Here is a 20,896-nt window from a genome sequence, read left to right as displayed (position 1 = left end):
ATGGGGGATATTAAGCTCTATTTAGTTCAATCAAAGCCGATAATGTGTGTCCATAAGAACGCAATACATGTTCTCATTGTTATGGATGTTCACAGTATTACTTCAGCGACTCAAGCCATTGATTGAATGATGAAGCGGTCATGGCTCCTGCTTGCTGGCCGATAACTTTTCCATGCTTAAATACCATAAGCGTTGGGATAGAGCGAATACTAAACTGAGCAGCTAAAGCCTGCTGCTCTTCGGTATTTATTTTCCCGAAACGGTATTTGGGTTCCCATGTTTTGGCCGCTTGATTAAAAACAGGTGCGAAGTTTTTACAAGGTCCACACCAACTAGCCCAAAAATCGACAACTAACGGCAATTCAGACTTGTTAGCATGATGACTGAAATTAGCTGAGGTCAATTCAATCGGGGCGCCAACAAAAACGGACTGCTTACACTTACCGCAAGTGGGTTGTTGATCCAGACGTTCATTAGGCACGCGATTTAAGGTACTGCAATGTGGGCAGGCTATGATAATGGTCATTTGGGTATAGCTCTCTAATCAGCGACAATATGTCGCCTATTTAACCAGATCATAGTTCAAGAAAGCATTCAAGCCATTTTGAGTTTTATAGAACTAACTAAAAATCACTGACTTTGTTAATAAACCCAAAATCACCGTCGCTTAACGTTAGTCAAATATCACAAGTAGAGTACACTGTAGGCAGGAAGCTAGACACCTGACCAAAACAAGGCTGTGATCAATATCACAGAGACTAGGAAATAGTTAACAGCATTAACCCTTTACTCAAAAAAAGGTTAGTCTCATTTCTGTTATTAGATAAGTCATTTAAACAGGCCTACAATCAAGTAAAAGGGTTGCCAAAGCCGAACATGCCTGTACCATGAACTAATTGATGATAAACACTATTTTTTTTGCTGGTTGCGATGCATTTATTGTGAATGTTCTTATTACAATATTATTGGCACGACCACACAGGCTAATGCTTAAATGCATTTACCGCTCGCTAATCAATCTCAAACATTGATTGCAAGTATTTAAGGGAAACACCATGACCAACAACGCTTGCAATCAAACTCGCCGCAATATGCTGAAAGGGTTAGCTGCCGCCTCGCTATTAAGCCCACTGGGAATGTCATCTGTATTTGCTGCGACCAAAAAACGCCTTTATATCGATGGTCTATCCTTTCTTCCTGACAACCTAGCAGATATTAAAGCCTCCAAGCTCAATGCTTATCTTTGTGATATTTCGGCCATTGAGACCATTGAGCAGGCCGACGGAACGATTAACTATAAGCGTACCTTTGACGCTTGTATGACCAGCATTAAACAAGCTAACCAAATCGTTAGCGCTAACCCAAGCATATTAATGCCAGGCCTGACAGGCCGAGACATTGCACTGGCCGTTGAACAAGATCGCACCGCTGTCTTTTTTCAAATTCAAGGGGCTGATTGCGTTGAGGCCGATAGCGATACCAATTCATGGCAACATCTAGATCAATTTCATCAGCAAGGTTTGCGGGTATTACAACTGACACATCACTTTGGTAATCGCTTTGCCGGCGGCGCATTAGATAATGACGGTCTTCAAGGACTCGATAAGCCGTTAACTGCAGACGGGCATCAATTAATCGCTGCGCTTAACCAGCGCAACATGCTCATCGATGTTAGCCATTCCAGCCCCCAAACTGCACTGAATACCGTCAAAGCCAGTAAGAGCCCGATAGTACAAAGCCATGGTGCGGTTCGCTCCATCGTCAACAATGCCCGTTGCTCACCCGATGAAGTGATCCGCGCCATTGGCGATAGCGGCGGTGTATTTGGTGTCTTTATGATGAGTTTTTGGCTGACCAATAATTCGGTACCAAGCATTGAAGATTACGTAAAGCAACTTGATCGCGTCGCTCGTATCGGCGGCGTAGATTGTGCAGCCATCGCCAACGACTACCCACTGCGCGGTCAAGAAAACTTATTAGCCTTGGACAATAATAATGTCGAAGGGATCAAAGAATACTTACCTTGGTGGCACAGCTTAGCCGCTAAGAATGTTTTAGGATTTAAACATGAACCTACCCATGTCGTTATCCCAGAGCTTAACAATATCGATCGCATGAGCCGCATCGACGACGCACTAGCCAAAGCGCGTTACAAATCCACTGACAGAGACCGTTTCCTCGGTGGGAACTGGCAACGAGTACTTAACAACGTATTGGTTTAACGACCAAGCAATCATAGTTATCTTCATCTCTTTTGAACTGTATTTTACAGTTCACTCATGTGTGAAATACTCTAATGATTAGTAAACGCAGCACTCTGTTCTGCTAGCAAAATATTCGTCTTGATATCCCTGTAAATATAAAATATTTGGCTGCTCTATGTAGATTGCGCTAGAATGTTGATCTGTTTTCATCATGTGGGCTATTGTCGTGAATCGTTATTCCCACCTGTGGCAAAAGAGTATCAACCTCTGGCTCGAACTGCGCCACTCCCTCATTGCCTTCGCAGTTTTTCTTAACGGCCTACTGATATTTAACACTATCTGGGGCATGTCTATTAACCTCATTGAACTGTTTCATATTCAAAGTTTTTCTGGCATAGATTGGGCCAGTATCGCTAATGGTCCATGGTTTATGCTGGGAATGTTTTTGATGCTCAATGCCTTTGGGCTGCTTTTTAGAGCCAGAATTGCCTGGGCTGTCAGCATTATTTTGCTATTGATCACCTTAGTGTTCACCATGCATTTTTACCCACACCTCAGCTTTAGTATCAGCTTCTGTGTTATCACCTTAATCGGGCTATTAGCACTGGGTAAAGACTTCAATCACTCTAGTGCCACTGCTGGTGGTATTTTTGCCTTCATCAGTTTTACCATGCTGCTGTTTTACTCTACCTATGGCGCACTCTATTTTGGAGATGGTTTCCACCCAACCATAAAGAACTTGATGGATGCGCTTTATTTTTCTATCGTCACCATGACCACAGTGGGTTATGGCGATATTATCCCCATGACGGAACCTGCACGACTCTTTACCGTCTCTATTATCATCGCTGGCATCACCGTTTTTGCCACGTCGCTCACCACCGTTTTCGGCCCTATTATTCGCGGAGGACTGAATAAACTAGTCAAAGGTAATCAACAGCATATGAAAAGAAACGATCACTTTATTGTTTGTGGAATGTCGATTCTTGCAGTCAGCACGATAACCCAGCTGAAGCAGCGAGGGCTAGACGTCACTATGATTGTCGGTAGATCGGAAGAGGAATTTCCGCAAATAGAACAACGTATTGGCAGCAAGTGCGACATCATCTCCGGCGACAGTACAGACGATGCCGTACTAAGCAAAGCGGGACTGGAAAACTGTCGCGCACTGCTGGCTCTGACAGATGATGATGCGGCTAATGCCTTTATTGTACTGTCGGCTAAAGAACTGAGCCCTGAAGTCAAGACTGTTCTTGCTGTCAACGACAGCAAGAACATGAATAGAGTTAAGCAAGTAAAGGCTGACATAGTGTTATCACCACAACTCTTTGGTAGTGAGATTCTCGCCAGTGTACTCAGTGGTGAGCCACTGGATAATGATAAGCTCATCTCTATGCTATTGACCTCTGGCCACGGGCTATTCGATAAACCTAGTTAACCTTATCTTTGATAATAGTGAGGAGAATACAGCCTCCAATAAAAAGCCGACAATATCAATTGTCGGCTTTAAACTGCATCTTATACTAAATTGAAAATATCTAGTTCAACCCAATACTTCTTGCCGGTGTTTTAAAGTTTATTTTTCCAACAACAGCTTCTTTAGTTGGTTTATTCGTGTAAGGAGATAGATTTCCAGCATTAACGGTATTGTTCCAAGCATCTTCCCATTGACTCAAATCCTCTTTCGTCACGATATTAATTCTTGGAAAGATAAATACTCCTTGCTCACTGCCGGTAATATCACCACTGCCGTTATAATCGTATCCTCTTGTCGAATACTCAAACACTAAGGTCCTGCCCTGTTCATCCATAGAAAGCACTTCCCAGGTACGATGTCTTCTCTCTTTATCACTTTCCATACGTAAATTCACGAGGTTCGCATCTTTATCCCAAGTCCATCGGTCATCGCCTAAGTGAAAATGGTCTCCTTCAATATCATCCCTATAGTCATATCCTTTTGAATGCCCCGATATGCCACGAGTTAAACTCCCATCAACTTTAAAGTGATATCCCCAAACATTCTCAATCTTTAACTTATCCCCATCCCATTGGTTTTTTATAGCCCCGTTGATAAAGGCTAACTGAGCTACCGGCAGTTCAGTGACTAGGTTATCAGTGAAATTTTTAAAGCTTGTATCAAATTTTGCAATTTGCCCAGCCACGATAAACGCTAACTTTCCATCAACCCACTTCTCTGTCGTAGCAAGGAAGTTATTCCCTTCCTGTTTAAATGGAGTCACTCTGTAGCTAGTATCACCTTCCGTCATTAAGAATGTTCCCTCATCTAACGTTGATGAGAACTCATATCCACTTCTATCAGCAATAGCTGATAAAGTTGTGATTTCAACTTTATCAGCCCAAAAAACATTTACGTGATCCTCTGATACATAAATTTGAGCTAAATAATCAAAATTCATCACCCAACTTCCAACCACCTCATCAATAGTCTTATCGTTAAAGAGGTTCTCTCTGTTGTAGGAATAGCTTGCTGTAGAATAGATATCCATCGTTGATACTGGCATATTACCTTGCCAATTCATCCCAATAGGCATGATTAGTTTATAGACATATTCGCCACTTAAACTCACCTGGTAATTAGCTTCATTACTTGTTAACAAGGTTGCTGTTTGCTTTGTAAGCCCTTGTTGTAACTCAACTTGGAAATCATAGTCAATCAGACCTGCTTCAGTAGCCTGCATTAAAGCAACTTGTACTGAATAATCAAATCCATAAGTAGAAACTAAAGAATTAAAAGGATAACTAATGAAAGGAAAGCTTGGCGTTAAATCATGATATTCTAGCTCTAACTTACCTCCATTTATTGACCAGTTTGCGCTCAACTTTTCAATTGGACCTCCATAGTTGTTCTGAAATTTCATTGCTGTACCGTCAGGGTTAAAACTCCAACCACTAGCTCTAAACTCATTCCAGCCTTCTCTGGCTCCAAAAAGCTCGATAATTCTCTTACCAGCAAACATATCTTGCGAAAATTGCTCAACCACGTCAGGATCTGCAACGGTCTCGGCAATTGCCACTTCCAATGCAAGATCAAAGGCTTCAGTGGTCTCTCCACTTTCATCTATAAAATTATTATCTGTTAGGTAAACCTGAATTGCTTCTGAAGTATTGCCAGTTGTCGACTCTAAAACGGACAACAAAGTTGTCCCATCAGGGATCTGAAAGCTTGAATTATCGACGAGTAATTTGATAAAACCTGCAGTCTCGAGTAGCTCCTCAGGAGAGACTTCGCTTCTCAATTTATTAAGTTGCTCTACTGAAGTCACATCTTGATTATTATTTCTGTCTTTTACAAGTAAATATGAAGCTGTAGAGACGTGGGTGATATTGGTTAAATTACTTATTTCATTAGTAAGCTTTCTTTCTGCATCTATACTATCTAGCAAAGATTTTGCACCGCCAAGAGTAGAAAGTAACTCCACATTAGCTTGATTATTATCAGGATGACCAAGCGCTTTTAAGGTTACTATATCATCAAAGTCATTGATGACTATTGGCAACTCATACCTCCCCTCGGTGTCAGCAATGGCAACAAAATCATGTTCTCCCAAGGAGATATACACAGTAGCATTCGCGATAGGGCTATCTGTAACAATCCCAGATATTGTCATAGTATGATTGACTATTATGTCGATGCTTGCTTCTGATGTTAAACCCCCATCAGATACACGGTAAATCATGGTATCTTTACCAACAAAATCCGTGTTAGCAGTATACATAATCTTATTATCATTGATTAAAGCGGTGCCATTTTGAGGGGCTATAGTAATAGCCTCAACAGTTAAGTTATCATTATTGCCATCGATATCATTTTCAAGTACATCAAATATCACGGATTGGTTATCTTGTGCTATGCCAAGATCATCAACAGCGACTGGTGCAATATTCTCTTCTGGAGTAACGTCTGATGTACTATTGTCACTCCCTCCACAAGCAGTAAGAATAGAAGCAGCAACCAGTATGTATAACAATTTATTATTCATAAAATCCCTTTTAAAATATCCTTTTAACAAAAATATCAGCACTCTAAATCTGATTATTTACGCACCACAAATACAGATCGCAAGATAACAACAAGTCGGGCACGATTCAATAACATCTTGGTAGTAATTGAACATTAGAGAACGTCAATACACAGCAAACCCAAAGTTAATTTAAATCAAGATTTTCCCAAAGATGACCGATGAAGATAATAAAATAGACTCCAGTAATGTTATCGAGTGTGCAGATCTCAACATGTAATAACGATAATTGAATAATGAAGCAGCTCTACTGGTTACTGTGACATGCCTAAGTCTACTGGTCGTATTATTGATGAGTTTTAACATCGACTTAAACAATAGTGTGAAGCTCTAATTTTCATCTAAACTCAAGTTGTACAATATATTCTCTTAACCAGTTTACAGTAGTAAAGTTAATGAGGTTTAATCGTAAATATTTTACTTTTTACTCCTTGCTGGTTGCAAACCAAACAAATTATCAATAACTTATGCCTAGCCTGTAATTCCCTCTCACTCAACCCCATACCTTGCAGACTTGCGCTGCTTACTAAAAAGGACGAAAAGATGAGTAATAAGACTCGAGTATTATGTGCAACTGCACTGTTTTTGCCATTTTTGGCTAATGCTACTCCGACACAAGATGCAGGCTACACTGTTTCTGATCAGGTGATAGAAGAGCAAAGAGCTGCATTGGCTGATAATACCTTAGGTAAAGGTTACGGTCCTCAGTCACCAAGAGACATCGACAACATCCAAGGTAATAACAAACGAACATTTGCACATGCTCCTGTGTATACAGATATGAATCTTTGTAATATCCACTTCCATAAAAATGCAGAACACAAAGGCGGTGAGTTTACCCAGCATGCCGGTAATGGGGATGGTTTTGGTTATCAGGGCGGTTATCAATATTCGGGAAAATTGTCCGAGGCTGAACTGACTCCACTAACACATGATGTTGGTGCCAGTAAGCACGGTAGTTTGTATCCAGGTGACACGATTGAGGTTCATTATGTGCATTCAACGGCCAAAGTAACACCTGGTCCGACGTTAGGGGCATGTCTCAGTGAGGCCAATAAAAACCCACAGCTACGTGTAGAGACCCAAGTGTTCGTGTTAGTGAATGATGCTGAAGCTGAGAGTTTTGACGATTTGACTAAACTAGGTATGGTAAACGGTCTGCATCAAGCAATGAATATTCCTAGTAACTCAGGAACACCTATACAGTATATTGGTTCAACTACTGGCCCCGGTTATAACCAAATAGCTTCGCCACTACAGGTAAGTTGGAGCGTACGCCCACAAGTAATAAAAGTTGAGATTTACAGTGTTGGTAAGTGGTTAGAAGCGAATGCCTTTGATGAAGATCATGCCCACGGAGTAAGAAACCTGGTAGTCAATCCAGATCTCTTATCCAGTACTCGCTAACTTAGTGTAAGAGCAAACATCAAGATGGTCTTAAGCATTCCATACGCTTTAAAGACATGTCCCATATCCCTATGGGTCAGCGGAGGAAATGTCTTAAGTATATAGGGAACATACAAGACCCTGTTGATTGCAACGAGTGAAAAACATAGTTATTTTATGTTTAAGCTCGTTAGCGCTGCACCGGATGTGCTAAAACTCGCAATGATGTACCGAGGAATAAAGGCTAGCCTTCCTCTTACCATTAAGGCTTTAACTTTATTCTAACCATTTGATTTAAAATATTTTTCAATTTTACTCTGAACTGTCGTAGGCATGACTGGCTTAGTTATATAGTCATCGGCACCAAGCTCTAGCGCAAACTCTTTATCTGAAGGTTCAACTAACGAACTGATCACTATAATAGGAATCGCTGACTTGGATGAATCGGCTTTAAGATGCTTTATCACTTGGTAACCATTAACTTGGGGCATAGTGATATCGAGTAAGATAAGATCGGGGTTTAAGGAATCAATGGCATCTATACCGCCACCACCAGTGTTAACACTAATGACTTGGTAATCATCCCCCAAAATAGCAAGTAACAACCCACTACAAATAGGATCATCATCAATAACCAGAATTTTTGCTCGTTCCATATAGCCCTCTTAAATCCAGTATTACTTATTTTATTGTATCGAAAAAGCTAACAGCTTTCCAATATCTTCGGGTGTTCCTAAGCAGCTAACACCTTGGTATTTTCTACGTCACGCACTTGAGCTAGATTCCCCCATGGGAGGAAATGATATCTGAATCATGTTTTGTACATAATCTAATGGTGTCAATCAATACAAATAGCTAGTGTAATCGCCCTTTTGATTCTTACATTCGAAATACATGAACATGAAAAAACTGATGGCTCATATCCTATTTGCTAGCTGCGTACTTACGGTCACATCTGTCGCAAAAGCCGATGAGCAGATCACACTTGGTCGGACCATCGTACTGGAAGCCAGTGGTGAAGGCGCTATAATTCCACTGTTAATCTGCCGTAAAACCGATGCATTGAAGATAAAAGCAGAGCGTAAGCTGAATCTTGAAAAGGTCATCGTCACTTTTAATAATGGCAATACTAAAACTGTTCGTTTCTACAGAGATCTTAAGAAAAATGAAGAAACTAAATGGCGTAGTTTCGGTTACAAACGCTGCGTTAAGAAATTAGAAGTCTTCGGTAGCTCTGTAGGCTCAAGAGCTGGCGTGAAAGTATTTGGCCGTAAAGATTAATCAGCTCAAGTCATAATGGATGAAGTTCTCATTCTGCTTCATGTTCAAAGCCGCTACCTATAGTAACGGCTCTCTCCTACTACATTTAGGTGTAGCCACCGATCATCAAACGATCCCAAAATGCATACCCACAAAATACTGCCTTATTGACGACGTTTCTCATCGAAGCAACCACCAACAAACACTACGTTGGGTATATGCACTTGAAATATCAACTTTTTATACTAAGCTTGCCTTACATAAAAATGAATAATAAATTATTTTTCACTATTTTAGGGTTGCTTAGCTTATTAAGGATTGAGTATGTAGGGACGCATGAAACCGATGGAGTTAATTTCAGATTTTGATGCTATAAAATTAAAAGATCGACTTACCACATCAATGCTATTACAAATGGCGATTCGCCTCACTTTTATCGTGATATTAGTTGCAGGAGCAACCTATTGGCATATAACAACCATATACGAATCTCAAGTAGTTGAGACACTGAAAAAATATATAAAGGAGCGCAGTGACAAAGAGAGTTTAATATTTGAACTTGCAGCAGAAAACCATCAAATTTTTAAAAATCATTTTGTAGAAGCCTTTAACAGCAATGTCGATGTTTCTGAGAGCGAGTTCACTCAACGCTTTATTACTCAAAAAGATGGTACAACAAGGTTACAAGCAGAAACATATTACGGATTAAGCACTGCTCAAGGTGATCAACTGAAAAACCTAACGGGTTATATTGGTCGTCGAGCACCTGTAAGAGATCAAACATTTCGCAATAAAGTTAATATCTCCTACCATCTTTTAGCACAGTATGGGCCAGCATGGACAAATCGCTTTGAGAGCCTCTATGTTTCTATGCCTGAGAATGTCGCCCTACTTTACTTTACTGGCCTGACTTACCTTGGGGGTTAGACGCAGATCCGGATCTAGATATCACCCAAGAGCAGTGGTATACCATAGCAACCAAAGCCAATAATCCTCAACGTACCCCAGTTTGGACTGGTTTATACTTTGACAAAACTGCCAAAGATTGGATGGTCTCCTTAGAAACGCCAGTTGATCTTGAATCAAAACATTTAATAACCATAGGTCACGACATTCTATTAGTTGATGTGATTGACCGGATCATTCATGACAAGCTAGAAGGAACATACAACTTTTTAGTCAGTTTAGATGGGCAAATAATTGTGCATCCCAATGACGAGAAAATCATGAAGAGTGGCATAGATGAGTTACCCACCAGTACTCAAAATGATCCCAAGCTAAAAGCCATGGTCAACAAGATTATCGCCGCGAATCAAGGAGCAAATGAAAACGTAATCATTAACTTTGACGAAGCAGAACAAGCTTGGATGGCCATTGCACGAATTAAGGGGCCTGACTGGCTGTTAGTCACTGTTTATCCAAAAAAGCTAGTGATAGCGGCAGCTCGTTCAACTGCACATTTTGTTCTCATTATTGGTTTACTGTCACTCATAATCGAAATGTTAATGCTCTATGCGGTGACCTTAAAAAAAGTCGTACTTCCGTTAAAAATGTTTGGTCGCGCATCCGCAGAAATTGGACAAGCCAACTACCAACTGGTGGCTCGTGGTGACTTAGAATTACCAAGCAATAGAAAAGATGAAATGGGTATTTTAGCTAATGTATTTAAATCGATGGCTGCTAGAATTTTCGAATACAGCACCACACTTGAACAGAAGGTTTCCGAGCGAACTTCAGAATTAGTGGCATCACATAAAAGAGCTGAAATAGCCAGTAAAGCTAAATCAAACTTTTTAGCTCATATGAGCCATGAAGTCAGAACCCCCATGAACGCAATCATTGGTCTAAGCCAATTGATGCTCAAAACCAACTTAGATAAGCGCCAACGAGATTTTATGGAGAAGGTTCTGTCCTCTTCAGATGTATTACTCAATACTATCAATGATGTCTTGGATTATTCAAAAATTGAAGCGAATAAACTCACACTCGATGAATTTCAGTTTGACTTAAGAGATGTATTACGACGGGTCACAAACATCAGTGCCTATAAAGCTCAGAGTAAAGGTGTTGAACTACTATTAGATGTGGATAAAAATGTTCCCTTTCACTGGATTGGTAACCCGACACGTCTTGGTCAAATTCTTATTAATCTAGCCAGTAACGCCGTAAAATTCACCGAAAAAGGAGAGGTGATAATTAAAGTAAAACTCTTGGAACAGCAAGATCAACTCTATACTTTACGCTTTAGCATTATTGACACTGGGATTGGTATAGAGCATCAAAGACTCAATCAACTTTACTCAAATTGACTCCAGTATTACCCGAAAATATGGCGGCACAGGGCTAGGATTAGCAATTTGTCGTCAACTGACAGAGTTGATGAGTGGTCGTATTTGGGTTGATAGCGAGATCAACGAGGGCAGCCAGCTTCATTTCACCTGCAAAATAAAACCAAACAACGGAAATAAAACTCAACGTTGGCCTTCGTACAATAAGTTAAAAGGCATGCGAGCCTTGGTTGTTGATGACAATGCAATGGCTAGAGAAGTGCTGGCAGATATCCTCACATCTTTAGGCATCGAAGTCACTACAGTCGCAGATGGCTACGTTGCAATTGATGAACTTGAATCCGCCACAAGTAAAGATAACCCATACGATGTTGTTTTCCTTGATTGGAATATTCCGGCCATCAATGGTGTTGAAACAGCTAAAAAAATAGAGAGTAATACTAGAATAAAGGCCCCTGTTGCTATGCTAATGGTGACGGCCTATGATGTTGACAAAGTTGAATCTGACGCTCATCAAGCCAACATTAAAAAAATCATCTCAAAACCTGTCGACGCATCGGGAATTCATGACTGTCTAGCTGAAATATTCTTTCAGGAAAAAATATCACGCCCAATTACAGCTAACAGAGAACTCAATCTGCTAGGCAACTTAGATCTCAATGTATTGCGGGGAAGCCGCGTGCTCATTGTAGATGATAGCGCATTAAATCGAGAGGTAGCTAAAGAGTTTCTGATGGATGTCGGTATGAAAGTATCAACAGCATACAATGGTGAGCAAGCCGTCAGCATGATAAAGCAAAATAGTTACGATCTTGTGCTTATGGGTGTGCAGATGCCTATAATGGATGGGCTAACAGCCACACAGATAATTAGAAAAGATATTCAATATAAACAGCTTCCTATTATCGCCATGACAGCTCATGCTTCGCCAGATGACTATAAAAGAAGTTTAGATTCCGGTATGAATGATCACCTCAATAAACCAATTGATCATCAACTCTTATACCGCACAATTACACGCTGGATCGATGCAAGTGCAGCCATTAACTCATTTGATATAGATAAGTCACATGAGTACATAAGTGGCGATGAACAAAATAACATCAATGACTCTGAGCAGGTGGAAAAAACAGATAACTTCCCGTTTAAACTGACTAGATTTGATACTTCAATAGGCTTAAAACGACATAATCAAAAAGCAGATTTATATATTAGAATGCTAAATTTATTTCATGATGAGTATCAAAACATTGAGCATGAAATAATTCAGAGTAAACTTCAAGGAGATTTTCACCATTTGCACAGGTTGTTCCACACCATCAAATCTGCGACAGCAAGTTTGGGCGAGGTAGAGTTATCTAAATTAGCGGGACGACTCGAAAAGTTAACTAATGAATTAATCAATCATATTGATAAAGATAACAGTCTGACTTTCGAGCAACAACTTCCTATATTTATATCCTGTTTGAATAAATCTTTAACATCACTAAAAATGCTAAAAAAAGAACAGAGACAAATACTCTCAGAGACTAAAGACAATGATAGCCTGCTAATTAAAAACTAATCTCTCAACTAAATCAGTTGTTAGACGATGACAACGCGGCAGCTGAAAGTTTAATCAACAAACTTAAAACGACCAGTGCTATGGACCAACACAATGATGCCCTTGAATCAATCTTAATGGAAATTCAAGATGTAAATTATTTTAATGCCAGTAAAAAATTAAAAATATTATCACAACAAATAGGCGAATAAAGGAATCTATATCATGGATGAATACCTAAACACAGGATTAATTATTGAGGATATAAATGATCCATATTTTCTTGTTAATACCAATGTCGATAAAATATTGATTATTGATGATGCAATAGACAACCGCACTGTACTATCTGAATTACTGATGTCTAATCATAAGGTTTTTTTAGCTAAAGATGGTGCACAAGGTCTTAGCCTTGCCTGTAAACACAGTCCAGATTTGATACTCTTAGACGTGATCATGCCTGGTATGAATGGCCACCAAGTCATCAAATCCCTTAAAAGTGATGAGTCTACTATGAATATCCCTGTCATATTCATCTCTTCCAAAATATCACCTGAAGATGAAAAAATTGGATTAGATCTCGGTGCCGTTGATTACATAACCAAACTATTCCACTCACCCATAGTACAAGCAAGAGTCCGTAATTACTTACGAGGTCAACGGCATAAAAACTTGCTTGAACAGTTAGCATTAATCGACTGTTTAACTGAAATATATAACCGTCGATTCTATGAGTTGGATATAAAAAAAGTATGGAGCGCATGTAACAGAAACAACTCGAAATTATCTATAGCAATGATAGATATAGATTTTTTCAAAAGTTACAATGATGAATATGGTCATTTAAAAGGTGATAATGCTCTACGTACTGTCGCAAATTACATCAAAAAGCAGTTAAAACGTCCACACGATATTATTGCCCGTTACGGGGGGAAGAGTTTGCGGTTATTTTACCAAATACCGATGCCGAAAGCGCGCAACGCCTTCTATCTGAGGTTTGCACCTCTGTTGAAAACTTACAGATAGAGCATGACTCATCATCTATATCCCATTACCTTACCATCAGCGTAGGAGGTGCATCCACGATACCTACTCGTGATATGGATCATGAATCATTTTTAAAAGTTGTAGATGAGCATCTATATCAAGCTAAAGCACAAGGAAGGAACAAGGTATGCTGGAGAGATACTACCCTTAATTTTTGTGGGTGGATTTTATCTCTAAATTATTCCACCCACCACTTATTTCATTAACCGAAATTAGACACTTGAGATAGCTTAGGGAAGTCAGGCACGTCATCAACTATAGTTTCAGCTTTGATATCAAAAGCGCCTGGCTGTGACAAGTCATCAATTAAATTATTCAGTGTTGATTGTTGTCTATCCCATAAACAATACAGATGTATATATTCTCGGTTATACCTTTTCCCTTCTTTGTTGATAACTTCCATGGCCTCACACAAGGAATATTTAAACATTATCTCTTTATTGGTTTTTCGTAACAATATGCTTAAAGAAAAATGAGACCTATGTAACCAAATATCGATACCATCGCGTTGCATTATCATTTCAGCTAGCGATGTTAACCTAACGTGCAATGCTAGCGTCATCGATAGAGACTTGATCGCTCTATTTTGTAACTCCTCATAGCCTGTTTTTCCAAGCAAAGACCATAACGTTAACGAAGCCAAACCATTTCTAGAACCTGCCAGAGTCGAATCAACCGCACCTACGTAACTTGGATTACTCGTTGTAGCCAAATACTTATGTTTACTCATATAGATCCCACAGGGTGTAGGAGCCCCGAGAAATTTATGTCCACTGGTCACAATAGAATTAACGTAAGGCAAACTAAAATCAAATTACGGAAATTTAAGTGCACACTCACTACAATTTTCAGTATTTAACAGGCCTGTTTTCATTGCCATATTAATAAATGGCATAAATGAAGCACCTAACGCGCCATCAATATGAAACCAATACCCTTGCCTAATATCGACATCATCATGACTGTCGCGAAAACTCACCTCTCGGTTAATAAGATCGTACTTAATAAAGATATCTTTTAGTGCTCGATAAACCCCCGGAATATCATCATAAGCGCCCTTAAATGTAGTCCCATAATTTAACACGATTAAAATCGGATGCCCTTTCTTTGCAAAAAACTCAACCAACAAGCGTAACTTACCAATATCAATACAGCCGGAACCAATTTTCCCTAGTTTTGCATCCTCTTCACTTGGCCGCTCTGATGGAACCTGTTTAGGCCATTCTCCCCCCAATGGACATTCATGTGGGTAAAACTCACTGCCAATGTCATAAAATGAAGGGATACTCATTGCATGAATGGCTTTAGTTAATGAGTAATGAGTATCTTCTGAGAAAAATGCGATGGGTTTATAATAGTTTTTATTACTATTTCGTCGCTTAGGTTTCACTAAATGATGACTATTTTGATCGACAACTAATCGACGGCCAGAGAGGTAATCACGCGCATTTAGCATGGCATACAAATTACCTTCAGTGCTCCCCATACTCAGTACATACCCCTAATAACTATCTGGATTACCAGTACTTTGTGAAGGCCAATTAGCACGCCATACCGATGCATAAAAGTCTAATACAGCACGTTCTGCAGGCTTACTATTAACGGTGTAGTAACCATTGGTAAATGGATCTCCTAAGTTGTTAATCATGGTGTTCATCGCTGGAAATAGATCGCTATATTCCGTATTAACCACTAGCTGATAACCTAGAAAGTTCTCTTTTTGCTGGCATAAATAGTCTTGTAAAATCTTTTGGTTCGATAGTTGATTTTCTTGCTGACCACGTGGCGGAAGTTGTACATAGCAATCTTTAATCTGATCTTGTTGCCCCGTAAACTCTTTATTCTGCATCTGATACACAAGGGCTGGATCTGCAGAGGGAGGCGTGATCATCAACTCCCCTTTCAATGAGAAAGCCATATCAGGTATTTGGCTTATCCAAGGTTCTGCATTCATTCCAAATGGGATTGTTAACTTTGTTCTCTTGTCGATAAACATGTTTAAATATTCCTTTTTTAATCATATTCCCTTCTAGCTAATCATTTGTTTACTAAGCCTAATTCTTTAACGGCTTAAACCACTTAAAAATAGTAGTAAACGAAGTTTAATTTAGCAACTGAAGACAAAAAACATGTAATTATATTTATATTAGAAACGAAACTTATCTTTATCGATAAACTCTGCATGACTTTTGAGCAGTTTCTTTAATTTGGGAGTGATGATGTTTTTACAAAAAGGACGTTCAATATCTGTATAATAATAATTTTGCATCTCTTGTGCCGATAGCTTGAACTGGTTAAACAGATAAGCTTGCGTAACTAAGACCTCTTCAAACTCAGATTGCAGTTCAACTAATGCTAGTGTTATCTCAGTTAGCTGATCATGCTTAATGGCGTAAACTGCACTTCGGTACCGATCACGCATAGAGTGCGTTTTCGTGCTGCTATGAGTGTGCAGGTGTATCATAATCAAATCTTTTAGACTAATGAATTTAGGCTCGAAGCTGACAATAACCCCCTCAGAAAACCAGTCATGCTCATCAAAGGAGGATATCCAGCCCTGTTCAACAGCCGTTACCCCCTTTAATGATAAGAAGATCGCCTCGGTACACCAGTAACAAGTCCCGCTTAAACCAAGCCGCTGAAGCGTACTTGTCATCTCAACCTCCTCTGATATCAATCGGCATTCTGAATATGATCACTGTTCTGGTTTTCTCTCCTGCACACCCTTTTTTTGCTGTTGCAGATATCGCCTCTCGCTCACCACAGAGGTGAGTGCTAGAGCATGCTCATAGGCCTTTATTGCCTCATCAAAACGGTTTAACTTTGATAAAAAATCTGCACGAGCTGCATGAAAAGGCTGATATGCAGACAAGGATTGGGCTAATGGTTCAATCTTTTGTAACGCATACTCCATACCGTAGATATAAGACTCTGCCACAGACAAGTTCAATAGCACCACATCATTTGCTTGGCACTTAAACAATAAGCGATACATCATCACTATTTGCGGCCAATCTGTAGATGCGTAGTTGGGTGCTTGGCAATGAATCGCTGCAATGGCCGCTTGTAATTGATATGACCCCATTTCACTTAGTTTCAGTGCTAGCTCTAAACGCCGACTCGCCTCATTGATGGCCTTCCTATCCCACAAATCACGAACCTGATGCTCTAATGGAATAAACATCCCATCTCCGGTTTGCCTCGCTGCACTTCTTGCATGGCACAACTGCATTAGCGCCAATAGCCCTTGCACCTCAGCATGTTTAGGTTGGAGTTGTGACATTAACTCAGCAAGATAGAGCGCTTCTTCACACAAGTCTATTCGTAACTGTACATCGCCTTTTTGACAGGCATAGCCCTCATTGAAGATAAGATAGATAACCTTAAGTACAATTTTTATACGTCCAGCCAATTGATCATGGGTAGGTAAACCATAGCGAATGCCACTCAAGCGGATCTTATTTTTAGCTCTGCTTAACCTCTGGCCTATCGTTGCAGGCTTATCAAGAAAGCCACGTGCAATTTCCGTTGTCGTTAACCCCGCAATAAACCTCAGAGACATCACCACACAAGTTTTCTCCTCCAGAGCGGGATGACAACAGATCAACATCAACTTTAGCCGTTCATCAGGCAGCTCAATCTCTTCAATGTCTGCGATATTATCCACTGAGGCATCGAGGTCTATTTGAGCGCTGAGATCTGACACCACGCCTTGAAAGCAATGTTCACGACGTATGCTATCAATTGCACGATGGCGAGCCGTTGTTAATATCCAAGCTCTGGCATTATCCGGGATGCCCTTATACCAAGCTCGCAGTGCCAAAGCTTGAGCATCCTGAAACGCTTCCTCACAGCGCGCTAAATCCCCAAACTGAGCCATTAACGTCGCCATGATCCGGCCTTTGTCTTGGCGAACCAACTTCTCTAATTGCTCAGAGATCTGCTTAACCACTGGCATCACCTTTCGAAAGGGAGCTGATATTAGTATTCCGCTACCGGACGAACTTCAACCGTGCCCCATTTCGCCGATGGGATCTTAGCGGCATACATCAAGGCTTCTTCTAAATCCTTGCAATCAAGTAAATAGAAGCCCCCCAATTGCTCTTTGGTTTCAGCAAAAGGCCCGTCATGTAACTCTGACTGGTTAGCCCGTACTTTAATTGAAGTCGCCGTACTCACGTCCTGCAGTCCTTCACCCGCGATAAACACGCCATCATTTTTATACAGCTCAGTGAGCGCCATAAACTCTTGGATCATCTCATCCCACTCAGGTGTATTGTATTGCGGCTCGTTCTGAGGCTGGCCATAGAGCAATGCTAAAAATTTCATTTGTCTCTCCGTGATATCAATAGATAGATACCCAAGCTACCTCAAGATGCTCGTTTCAGAGCTCCCGTAGGATAACTGAACAAGGCAGCGATTGAGAGAATGGTTATTCCCTTGTCGATATCGCTAACGCAGTGCAGATATTCTACGGGAACTCCCGAAGGGCAAGCCGTGAAGCAACATGTTTCTATGTTATGAAATATTGAATTAGATTAACTAGTACTGCTATTTCATGCCTTGAACTCTGTCACTTCACAACATGCTGAATCCTGCATCTTGAAGTGGTTTGGGTATAGTATTAATCGTATTGCATTGTTTTATTTAAACAATAGGCGTATCTAAGCTAATCTGAATAAACATGTTAATTAGCTTAGATACATTAAAGACGAACCGAGGAGTGACATTTCTACATTGAGTCAAAAATAAAATGACTGTTTCACTGCAATGCCATTATGTTCCGCAAAAGGTTGTGTAAGGTCCGAACTCCAAAGGCGCTGGTTCAGCATATTCTTGTGCCCCTGTTTGTAGCGTATATGGGCTAGCCAATACTACAATTAGCTGTTCAAAAGGTTGATAGTCCCCTCTTTGCTCAGCGGCTTCGATTGCTCGTTCAACTTGATAATTTCTAGGAATATAAATAGGATTAGCCGAGTTCATCATACTGATACGATCTGACATTGAAAGCGTATCTCTTGCCAAACGTGCTATCCAGCTCTCTCGCCACAACAGAAACTTATCGGCATGATTAAATAACCTTTGGCTCTCATCTGTGCCGTTAGCCAAATCATCGGCAAGTTGACGAAACAGATGAGTAAAATCCACCTCTTCGCCTGACATCGACTCAAGCAGTTGCTCTCCCAAGACGAAGTCGCCCTCCTCCTCAGAGGATAGTCCCAGCTTAGCCCGCATACCCGTAGCCCAATGATGCTGGAAAATGTCCCAAAATTCAGTCACCGCAGTAGTGGCAAGTTCAATTGCTTCATCTTGATCTTCATGGATCAATGGCAGTAAGGTTTCGGCTAATCTAGCCAGGTTCCACTGTGCCATAACTGGCTGATTATTATAGGAGTAACGTCCATCGCTATCGATTAAACTGAACACAATGTCTGCTCCATAATTGTCCATAAAGGCGCAAGGACCATAATCAATGGTTTCACCACTAATGGCCATATTATCGGTATTCATTACGCCATGAATAAAACCGACTAATAGCCATTTTGCCACCAGCTCGGCTTGCTTATCTCTCACCGCACAAAGGAAGTCCAAATAAACCAGTTTACTCTGCTGAAGCTCTGAGTAATGACGGGCTATCGCATAGTCAGCTAACTGTTTGACTTTATCTTGCTCACCACGGGATGCAAAGTATTGAAACGTTCCGACACGCAGATGACTCGATGCCACACGGGTTAACACAGCCCCTGGCAGATATTGAGTACGGTAGATGGGCTCGCCTGTGATAACCACTGCTAACGCTCTCGTGGTTGGAATATTAAGGGCATACATGGCCTCACTAAGAATGTATTCCCGCAATACTGCACCAAGTACCGCTTTACCATCCCCACCTCGTGAAAAGGGGGTGCGACCCGAGCCTTTAAGTTGTATATCCACACGCAGGCCATTTTTATCCAGTACCTCGCCCAGCAACAGGGCTCGGCCATCTCCCAGTTGTGGACTAAAGCCACCAAACTGATGTCCGGCGTAGACTTGAGCTAACGGTGATGAGCCAAGGCTAACTTCGCTACCAGAAAAAATCTGCGCTAGTGATTCAGTATCAGTGTTAGTCAAGCCGATGTTTTCAGCCAAGGTTTCATTTAACTTAATAAGATCTGGATTGGGCGCTTTAGCGCCTGAGCAAACAACATAAAAACCATCTAGCTTATCGAAGTAACTATTATCAAATGTTAATCCTAGATCGATCGCTTTATCACTCATGTTATTGTCCATGTAATTGAAAATAGATACATACCTATTAGATTAACTCACTTAAAAACGCTTTCAACCATCCTCAGGGCCAATAATAACTCTGAGGCGGTCACTTGATTAATATAACTAACCGGAAAACTACTAGTCTTCTGCTGGCAATACCCAATCCGGACGAGGAAAGTGACAAGTATAGCCATTAGGTCTGAGTTCTAGGTAATCTTGATGCTCAGGTTCTGCTTGCCAAAAATCTCCTGAAGGGGAGAGCTCAGTCACCACAGGACCAGGCCAGATCCCAGAAGCATTAATACGAGATATCATCTTCTCGGCCAACTCTTTCTGTTTATTGGACTCATAAAAGATAGCGGAACGATACGATTCTCCTTTGTCATTTCCTTGCCGATTCGGTGTCGATGGATCATGTATTTGAAAGAAAAAAGCTAGAATGTCATCGAAACTCGTCTGAGTATTATCGAATACGATCTCAATTCCTTCAGCATGGTTGCCATGATCTCTATAGGTTGCATTAGCCACATCCCCACCGGTATAACCCACTCGCGTTGATATTACACCAACACGCTTACGTATGAGATCTTGCATTCCCCAAAAACATCCACCCGCTAAGACGGCTTTTTCAACTGTCATGATACTATCTCCTTAATTTAGCAGAACGGGTATAAGACCATTTTTAATCCATAAAAATTTCAAGATGGAAAATGTGGACCTAATCATCCCTCTTTGCTCACTTATCTCAATTCGAAGCTAGGACACTACCTAATATACACCGTCTTAATCATTTGAAAAAATCTGTTAAAAACAGTAGATAACATGCCGTAAAAATCAAGATAAAACCAAAGACGGATCAAACAGCAACCACATCAT

At 40.5% G+C, this 20,896-nt stretch carries 17 protein-coding genes and 2 pseudogenes; 8 read left to right on the top strand and 11 right to left on the bottom strand.

Translation table 11 applies throughout. The features are described 5' to 3' along the window. Positions 1–97: 97 nt before the first annotated feature. Positions 98–520, bottom strand: coding sequence for a thioredoxin TrxC (trxC, locus tag HWQ47_RS04640; RefSeq protein WP_269971666.1), 423 nt, complete (start codon positions 518–520; stop codon positions 98–100). Between the two features lie 535 nt (positions 521–1,055). Here trxC and HWQ47_RS04635 point away from each other — a divergent pair. Both HWQ47_RS04635 and kch read left to right on the top strand, forming a co-directional pair. Continuing rightward, positions 1,056–2,222, top strand: a complete 1,167-nt coding sequence (locus HWQ47_RS04635) for a membrane dipeptidase (protein WP_269970015.1) — start codon at positions 1,056–1,058, stop codon at positions 2,220–2,222. Between the two features lie 208 nt (positions 2,223–2,430). Continuing rightward, entirely contained in the window at positions 2,431–3,642 is a 1,212-nt protein-coding gene (gene kch / locus HWQ47_RS04630; protein WP_269970014.1) for a voltage-gated potassium channel protein, read from the top strand. Positions 3,643–3,742: 100 nt separating this feature from the next. Here kch and HWQ47_RS04625 read toward each other — a convergent pair whose 3' ends face one another. Then, positions 3,743–6,205 carry an Ig-like domain-containing protein gene (locus tag HWQ47_RS04625; RefSeq protein WP_269970013.1) on the bottom strand — a complete coding sequence of 821 codons (2,463 nt, stop codon included), beginning with the start codon at positions 6,203–6,205 and terminating at the stop codon, positions 3,743–3,745. Positions 6,206–6,787: 582 nt separating this feature from the next. Between HWQ47_RS04625 and HWQ47_RS04620 the strand changes: the two genes are divergently transcribed. Further along, positions 6,788–7,651 (top strand): delta-class carbonic anhydrase, encoded by an 864-nt coding sequence (locus HWQ47_RS04620; protein ID WP_269970012.1) that lies wholly within the window; start codon positions 6,788–6,790, stop codon positions 7,649–7,651. Between the two features lie 260 nt (positions 7,652–7,911). On the opposite strand, the gene HWQ47_RS04615 is transcribed toward HWQ47_RS04620, so the two are convergent. Then, a complete protein-coding gene (locus HWQ47_RS04615; RefSeq protein ID WP_269970011.1) occupies positions 7,912–8,286 on the bottom strand; it encodes a response regulator in 375 nt (124 codons plus the stop codon). A gap of 238 nt (positions 8,287–8,524) precedes the next feature. Here HWQ47_RS04615 and HWQ47_RS04610 point away from each other — a divergent pair, with 238 nt between their 5' ends. From HWQ47_RS04610 to HWQ47_RS04590, 5 genes and pseudogenes are all read left to right on the top strand, one after another. After that, the gene (locus tag HWQ47_RS04610; RefSeq protein ID WP_269970010.1) at positions 8,525–8,911 is read left to right on the top strand and encodes a DUF2541 family protein; all 387 of its coding nucleotides are present in this window, start codon (positions 8,525–8,527) and stop codon (positions 8,909–8,911) included. A 324-nt stretch (positions 8,912–9,235) separates the two neighbouring features. Then, the gene (locus HWQ47_RS04605; protein WP_269970009.1) at positions 9,236–9,817 is read left to right on the top strand and encodes a hypothetical protein; all 582 of its coding nucleotides are present in this window, start codon (positions 9,236–9,238) and stop codon (positions 9,815–9,817) included. 122 nt (positions 9,818–9,939) lie between these two features. Further along, positions 9,940–11,275, top strand: a pseudogene (locus HWQ47_RS27940) (histidine kinase dimerization/phospho-acceptor domain-containing protein); the annotation flags it as partial. After that, positions 11,270–12,742, top strand: coding sequence for a response regulator (locus HWQ47_RS04595; protein ID WP_326515470.1), 1,473 nt, complete (start codon positions 11,270–11,272; stop codon positions 12,740–12,742). The pseudogene HWQ47_RS27940 and the gene HWQ47_RS04595, both read left to right, overlap by 6 nt. A gap of 204 nt (positions 12,743–12,946) precedes the next feature. Next, positions 12,947–13,974, top strand: a pseudogene (locus HWQ47_RS04590) (GGDEF domain-containing response regulator). Here HWQ47_RS04590 and HWQ47_RS04580 read toward each other — a convergent pair. The 8 genes from HWQ47_RS04580 to msrA form a co-directional block, all read right to left on the bottom strand. Next, entirely contained in the window at positions 13,971–14,498 is a 528-nt protein-coding gene (locus tag HWQ47_RS04580) for a hypothetical protein (RefSeq protein WP_326515466.1), read from the bottom strand. The pseudogene HWQ47_RS04590 and the gene HWQ47_RS04580 overlap by 4 nt on opposite strands. An 84-nt stretch (positions 14,499–14,582) precedes the next feature. Next, on the bottom strand, positions 14,583–15,254 hold the full coding sequence (locus tag HWQ47_RS04575) for a hypothetical protein (protein ID WP_269970006.1): 672 nt from the start codon (positions 15,252–15,254) through the stop codon (positions 14,583–14,585). A gap of 15 nt (positions 15,255–15,269) precedes the next feature. After that, positions 15,270–15,764 carry a hypothetical protein gene (locus tag HWQ47_RS04570; RefSeq protein WP_269970005.1) on the bottom strand — a complete coding sequence of 165 codons (495 nt, stop codon included), beginning with the start codon at positions 15,762–15,764 and terminating at the stop codon, positions 15,270–15,272. Between the two features lie 150 nt (positions 15,765–15,914). Further along, the gene (locus HWQ47_RS04565) at positions 15,915–16,424 is read right to left on the bottom strand and encodes a peptide-methionine (S)-S-oxide reductase (protein WP_269970004.1); all 510 of its coding nucleotides are present in this window, start codon (positions 16,422–16,424) and stop codon (positions 15,915–15,917) included. A 39-nt stretch (positions 16,425–16,463) separates the two neighbouring features. Beyond that, complete coding sequence (locus HWQ47_RS04560) at positions 16,464–17,720, bottom strand: RNA polymerase sigma factor (protein WP_269970003.1); 1,257 nt, start codon at positions 17,718–17,720, stop codon at positions 16,464–16,466. Positions 17,721–17,749: 29 nt separating this feature from the next. Then, a complete protein-coding gene (locus HWQ47_RS04555) occupies positions 17,750–18,097 on the bottom strand; it encodes a YciI family protein (RefSeq protein WP_269970002.1) in 348 nt (115 codons plus the stop codon). A gap of 447 nt (positions 18,098–18,544) precedes the next feature. Further along, positions 18,545–20,026, bottom strand: coding sequence for a protein adenylyltransferase SelO (locus HWQ47_RS04550; RefSeq protein ID WP_269970001.1), 1,482 nt, complete (start codon positions 20,024–20,026; stop codon positions 18,545–18,547). Positions 20,027–20,158: 132 nt separating this feature from the next. After that, the gene (msrA, locus tag HWQ47_RS04545; protein ID WP_269970000.1) at positions 20,159–20,659 is read right to left on the bottom strand and encodes a peptide-methionine (S)-S-oxide reductase MsrA; all 501 of its coding nucleotides are present in this window, start codon (positions 20,657–20,659) and stop codon (positions 20,159–20,161) included. Positions 20,660–20,896 lie beyond the last annotated feature (237 nt).

Origin of the sequence: Shewanella sp. MTB7 (assembly GCF_027571385.1) — a bacterium.
Taxonomy (GTDB): domain Bacteria; phylum Pseudomonadota; class Gammaproteobacteria; order Enterobacterales; family Shewanellaceae; genus Shewanella.
This window is presented reverse-complemented; position numbering and strand designations above follow the sequence as displayed.

What these genes read in the sequence shown, in the direction of transcription:
- HWQ47_RS04580 (WP_326515466.1), bottom strand. Translation starts at nt 14,498, where the DNA reads ATGAGTAAACATAAGTATTTGGCTACAACGAGTAATCCAAGTTACGTA.
- HWQ47_RS04565 (WP_269970004.1), bottom strand. Translation starts at nt 16,424, where the DNA reads ATGACAAGTACGCTTCAGCGGCTTGGTTTAAGCGGGACTTGTTACTGG.
- HWQ47_RS04605 (WP_269970009.1), top strand. Translation starts at nt 9,236, where the DNA reads ATGGAGTTAATTTCAGATTTTGATGCTATAAAATTAAAAGATCGACTT.
- HWQ47_RS04615 (WP_269970011.1), bottom strand. Translation starts at nt 8,286, where the DNA reads ATGGAACGAGCAAAAATTCTGGTTATTGATGATGATCCTATTTGTAGT.
- msrA (WP_269970000.1), bottom strand. Translation starts at nt 20,659, where the DNA reads ATGACAGTTGAAAAAGCCGTCTTAGCGGGTGGATGTTTTTGGGGAATG.
- HWQ47_RS04570 (WP_269970005.1), bottom strand. Translation starts at nt 15,764, where the DNA reads ATGTTTATCGACAAGAGAACAAAGTTAACAATCCCATTTGGAATGAAT.
- HWQ47_RS04610 (WP_269970010.1), top strand. Translation starts at nt 8,525, where the DNA reads ATGAACATGAAAAAACTGATGGCTCATATCCTATTTGCTAGCTGCGTA.
- HWQ47_RS04555 (WP_269970002.1), bottom strand. Translation starts at nt 18,097, where the DNA reads ATGAAATTTTTAGCATTGCTCTATGGCCAGCCTCAGAACGAGCCGCAA.
- HWQ47_RS04620 (WP_269970012.1), top strand. Translation starts at nt 6,788, where the DNA reads ATGAGTAATAAGACTCGAGTATTATGTGCAACTGCACTGTTTTTGCCA.
- HWQ47_RS04635 (WP_269970015.1), top strand. Translation starts at nt 1,056, where the DNA reads ATGACCAACAACGCTTGCAATCAAACTCGCCGCAATATGCTGAAAGGG.
- HWQ47_RS04575 (WP_269970006.1), bottom strand. Translation starts at nt 15,254, where the DNA reads ATGGGGAGCACTGAAGGTAATTTGTATGCCATGCTAAATGCGCGTGAT.
- HWQ47_RS04625 (WP_269970013.1), bottom strand. Translation starts at nt 6,205, where the DNA reads ATGAATAATAAATTGTTATACATACTGGTTGCTGCTTCTATTCTTACT.
- HWQ47_RS04550 (WP_269970001.1), bottom strand. Translation starts at nt 20,026, where the DNA reads ATGAGTGATAAAGCGATCGATCTAGGATTAACATTTGATAATAGTTAC.
- HWQ47_RS04595 (WP_326515470.1), top strand. Translation starts at nt 11,270, where the DNA reads ATGAGTGGTCGTATTTGGGTTGATAGCGAGATCAACGAGGGCAGCCAG.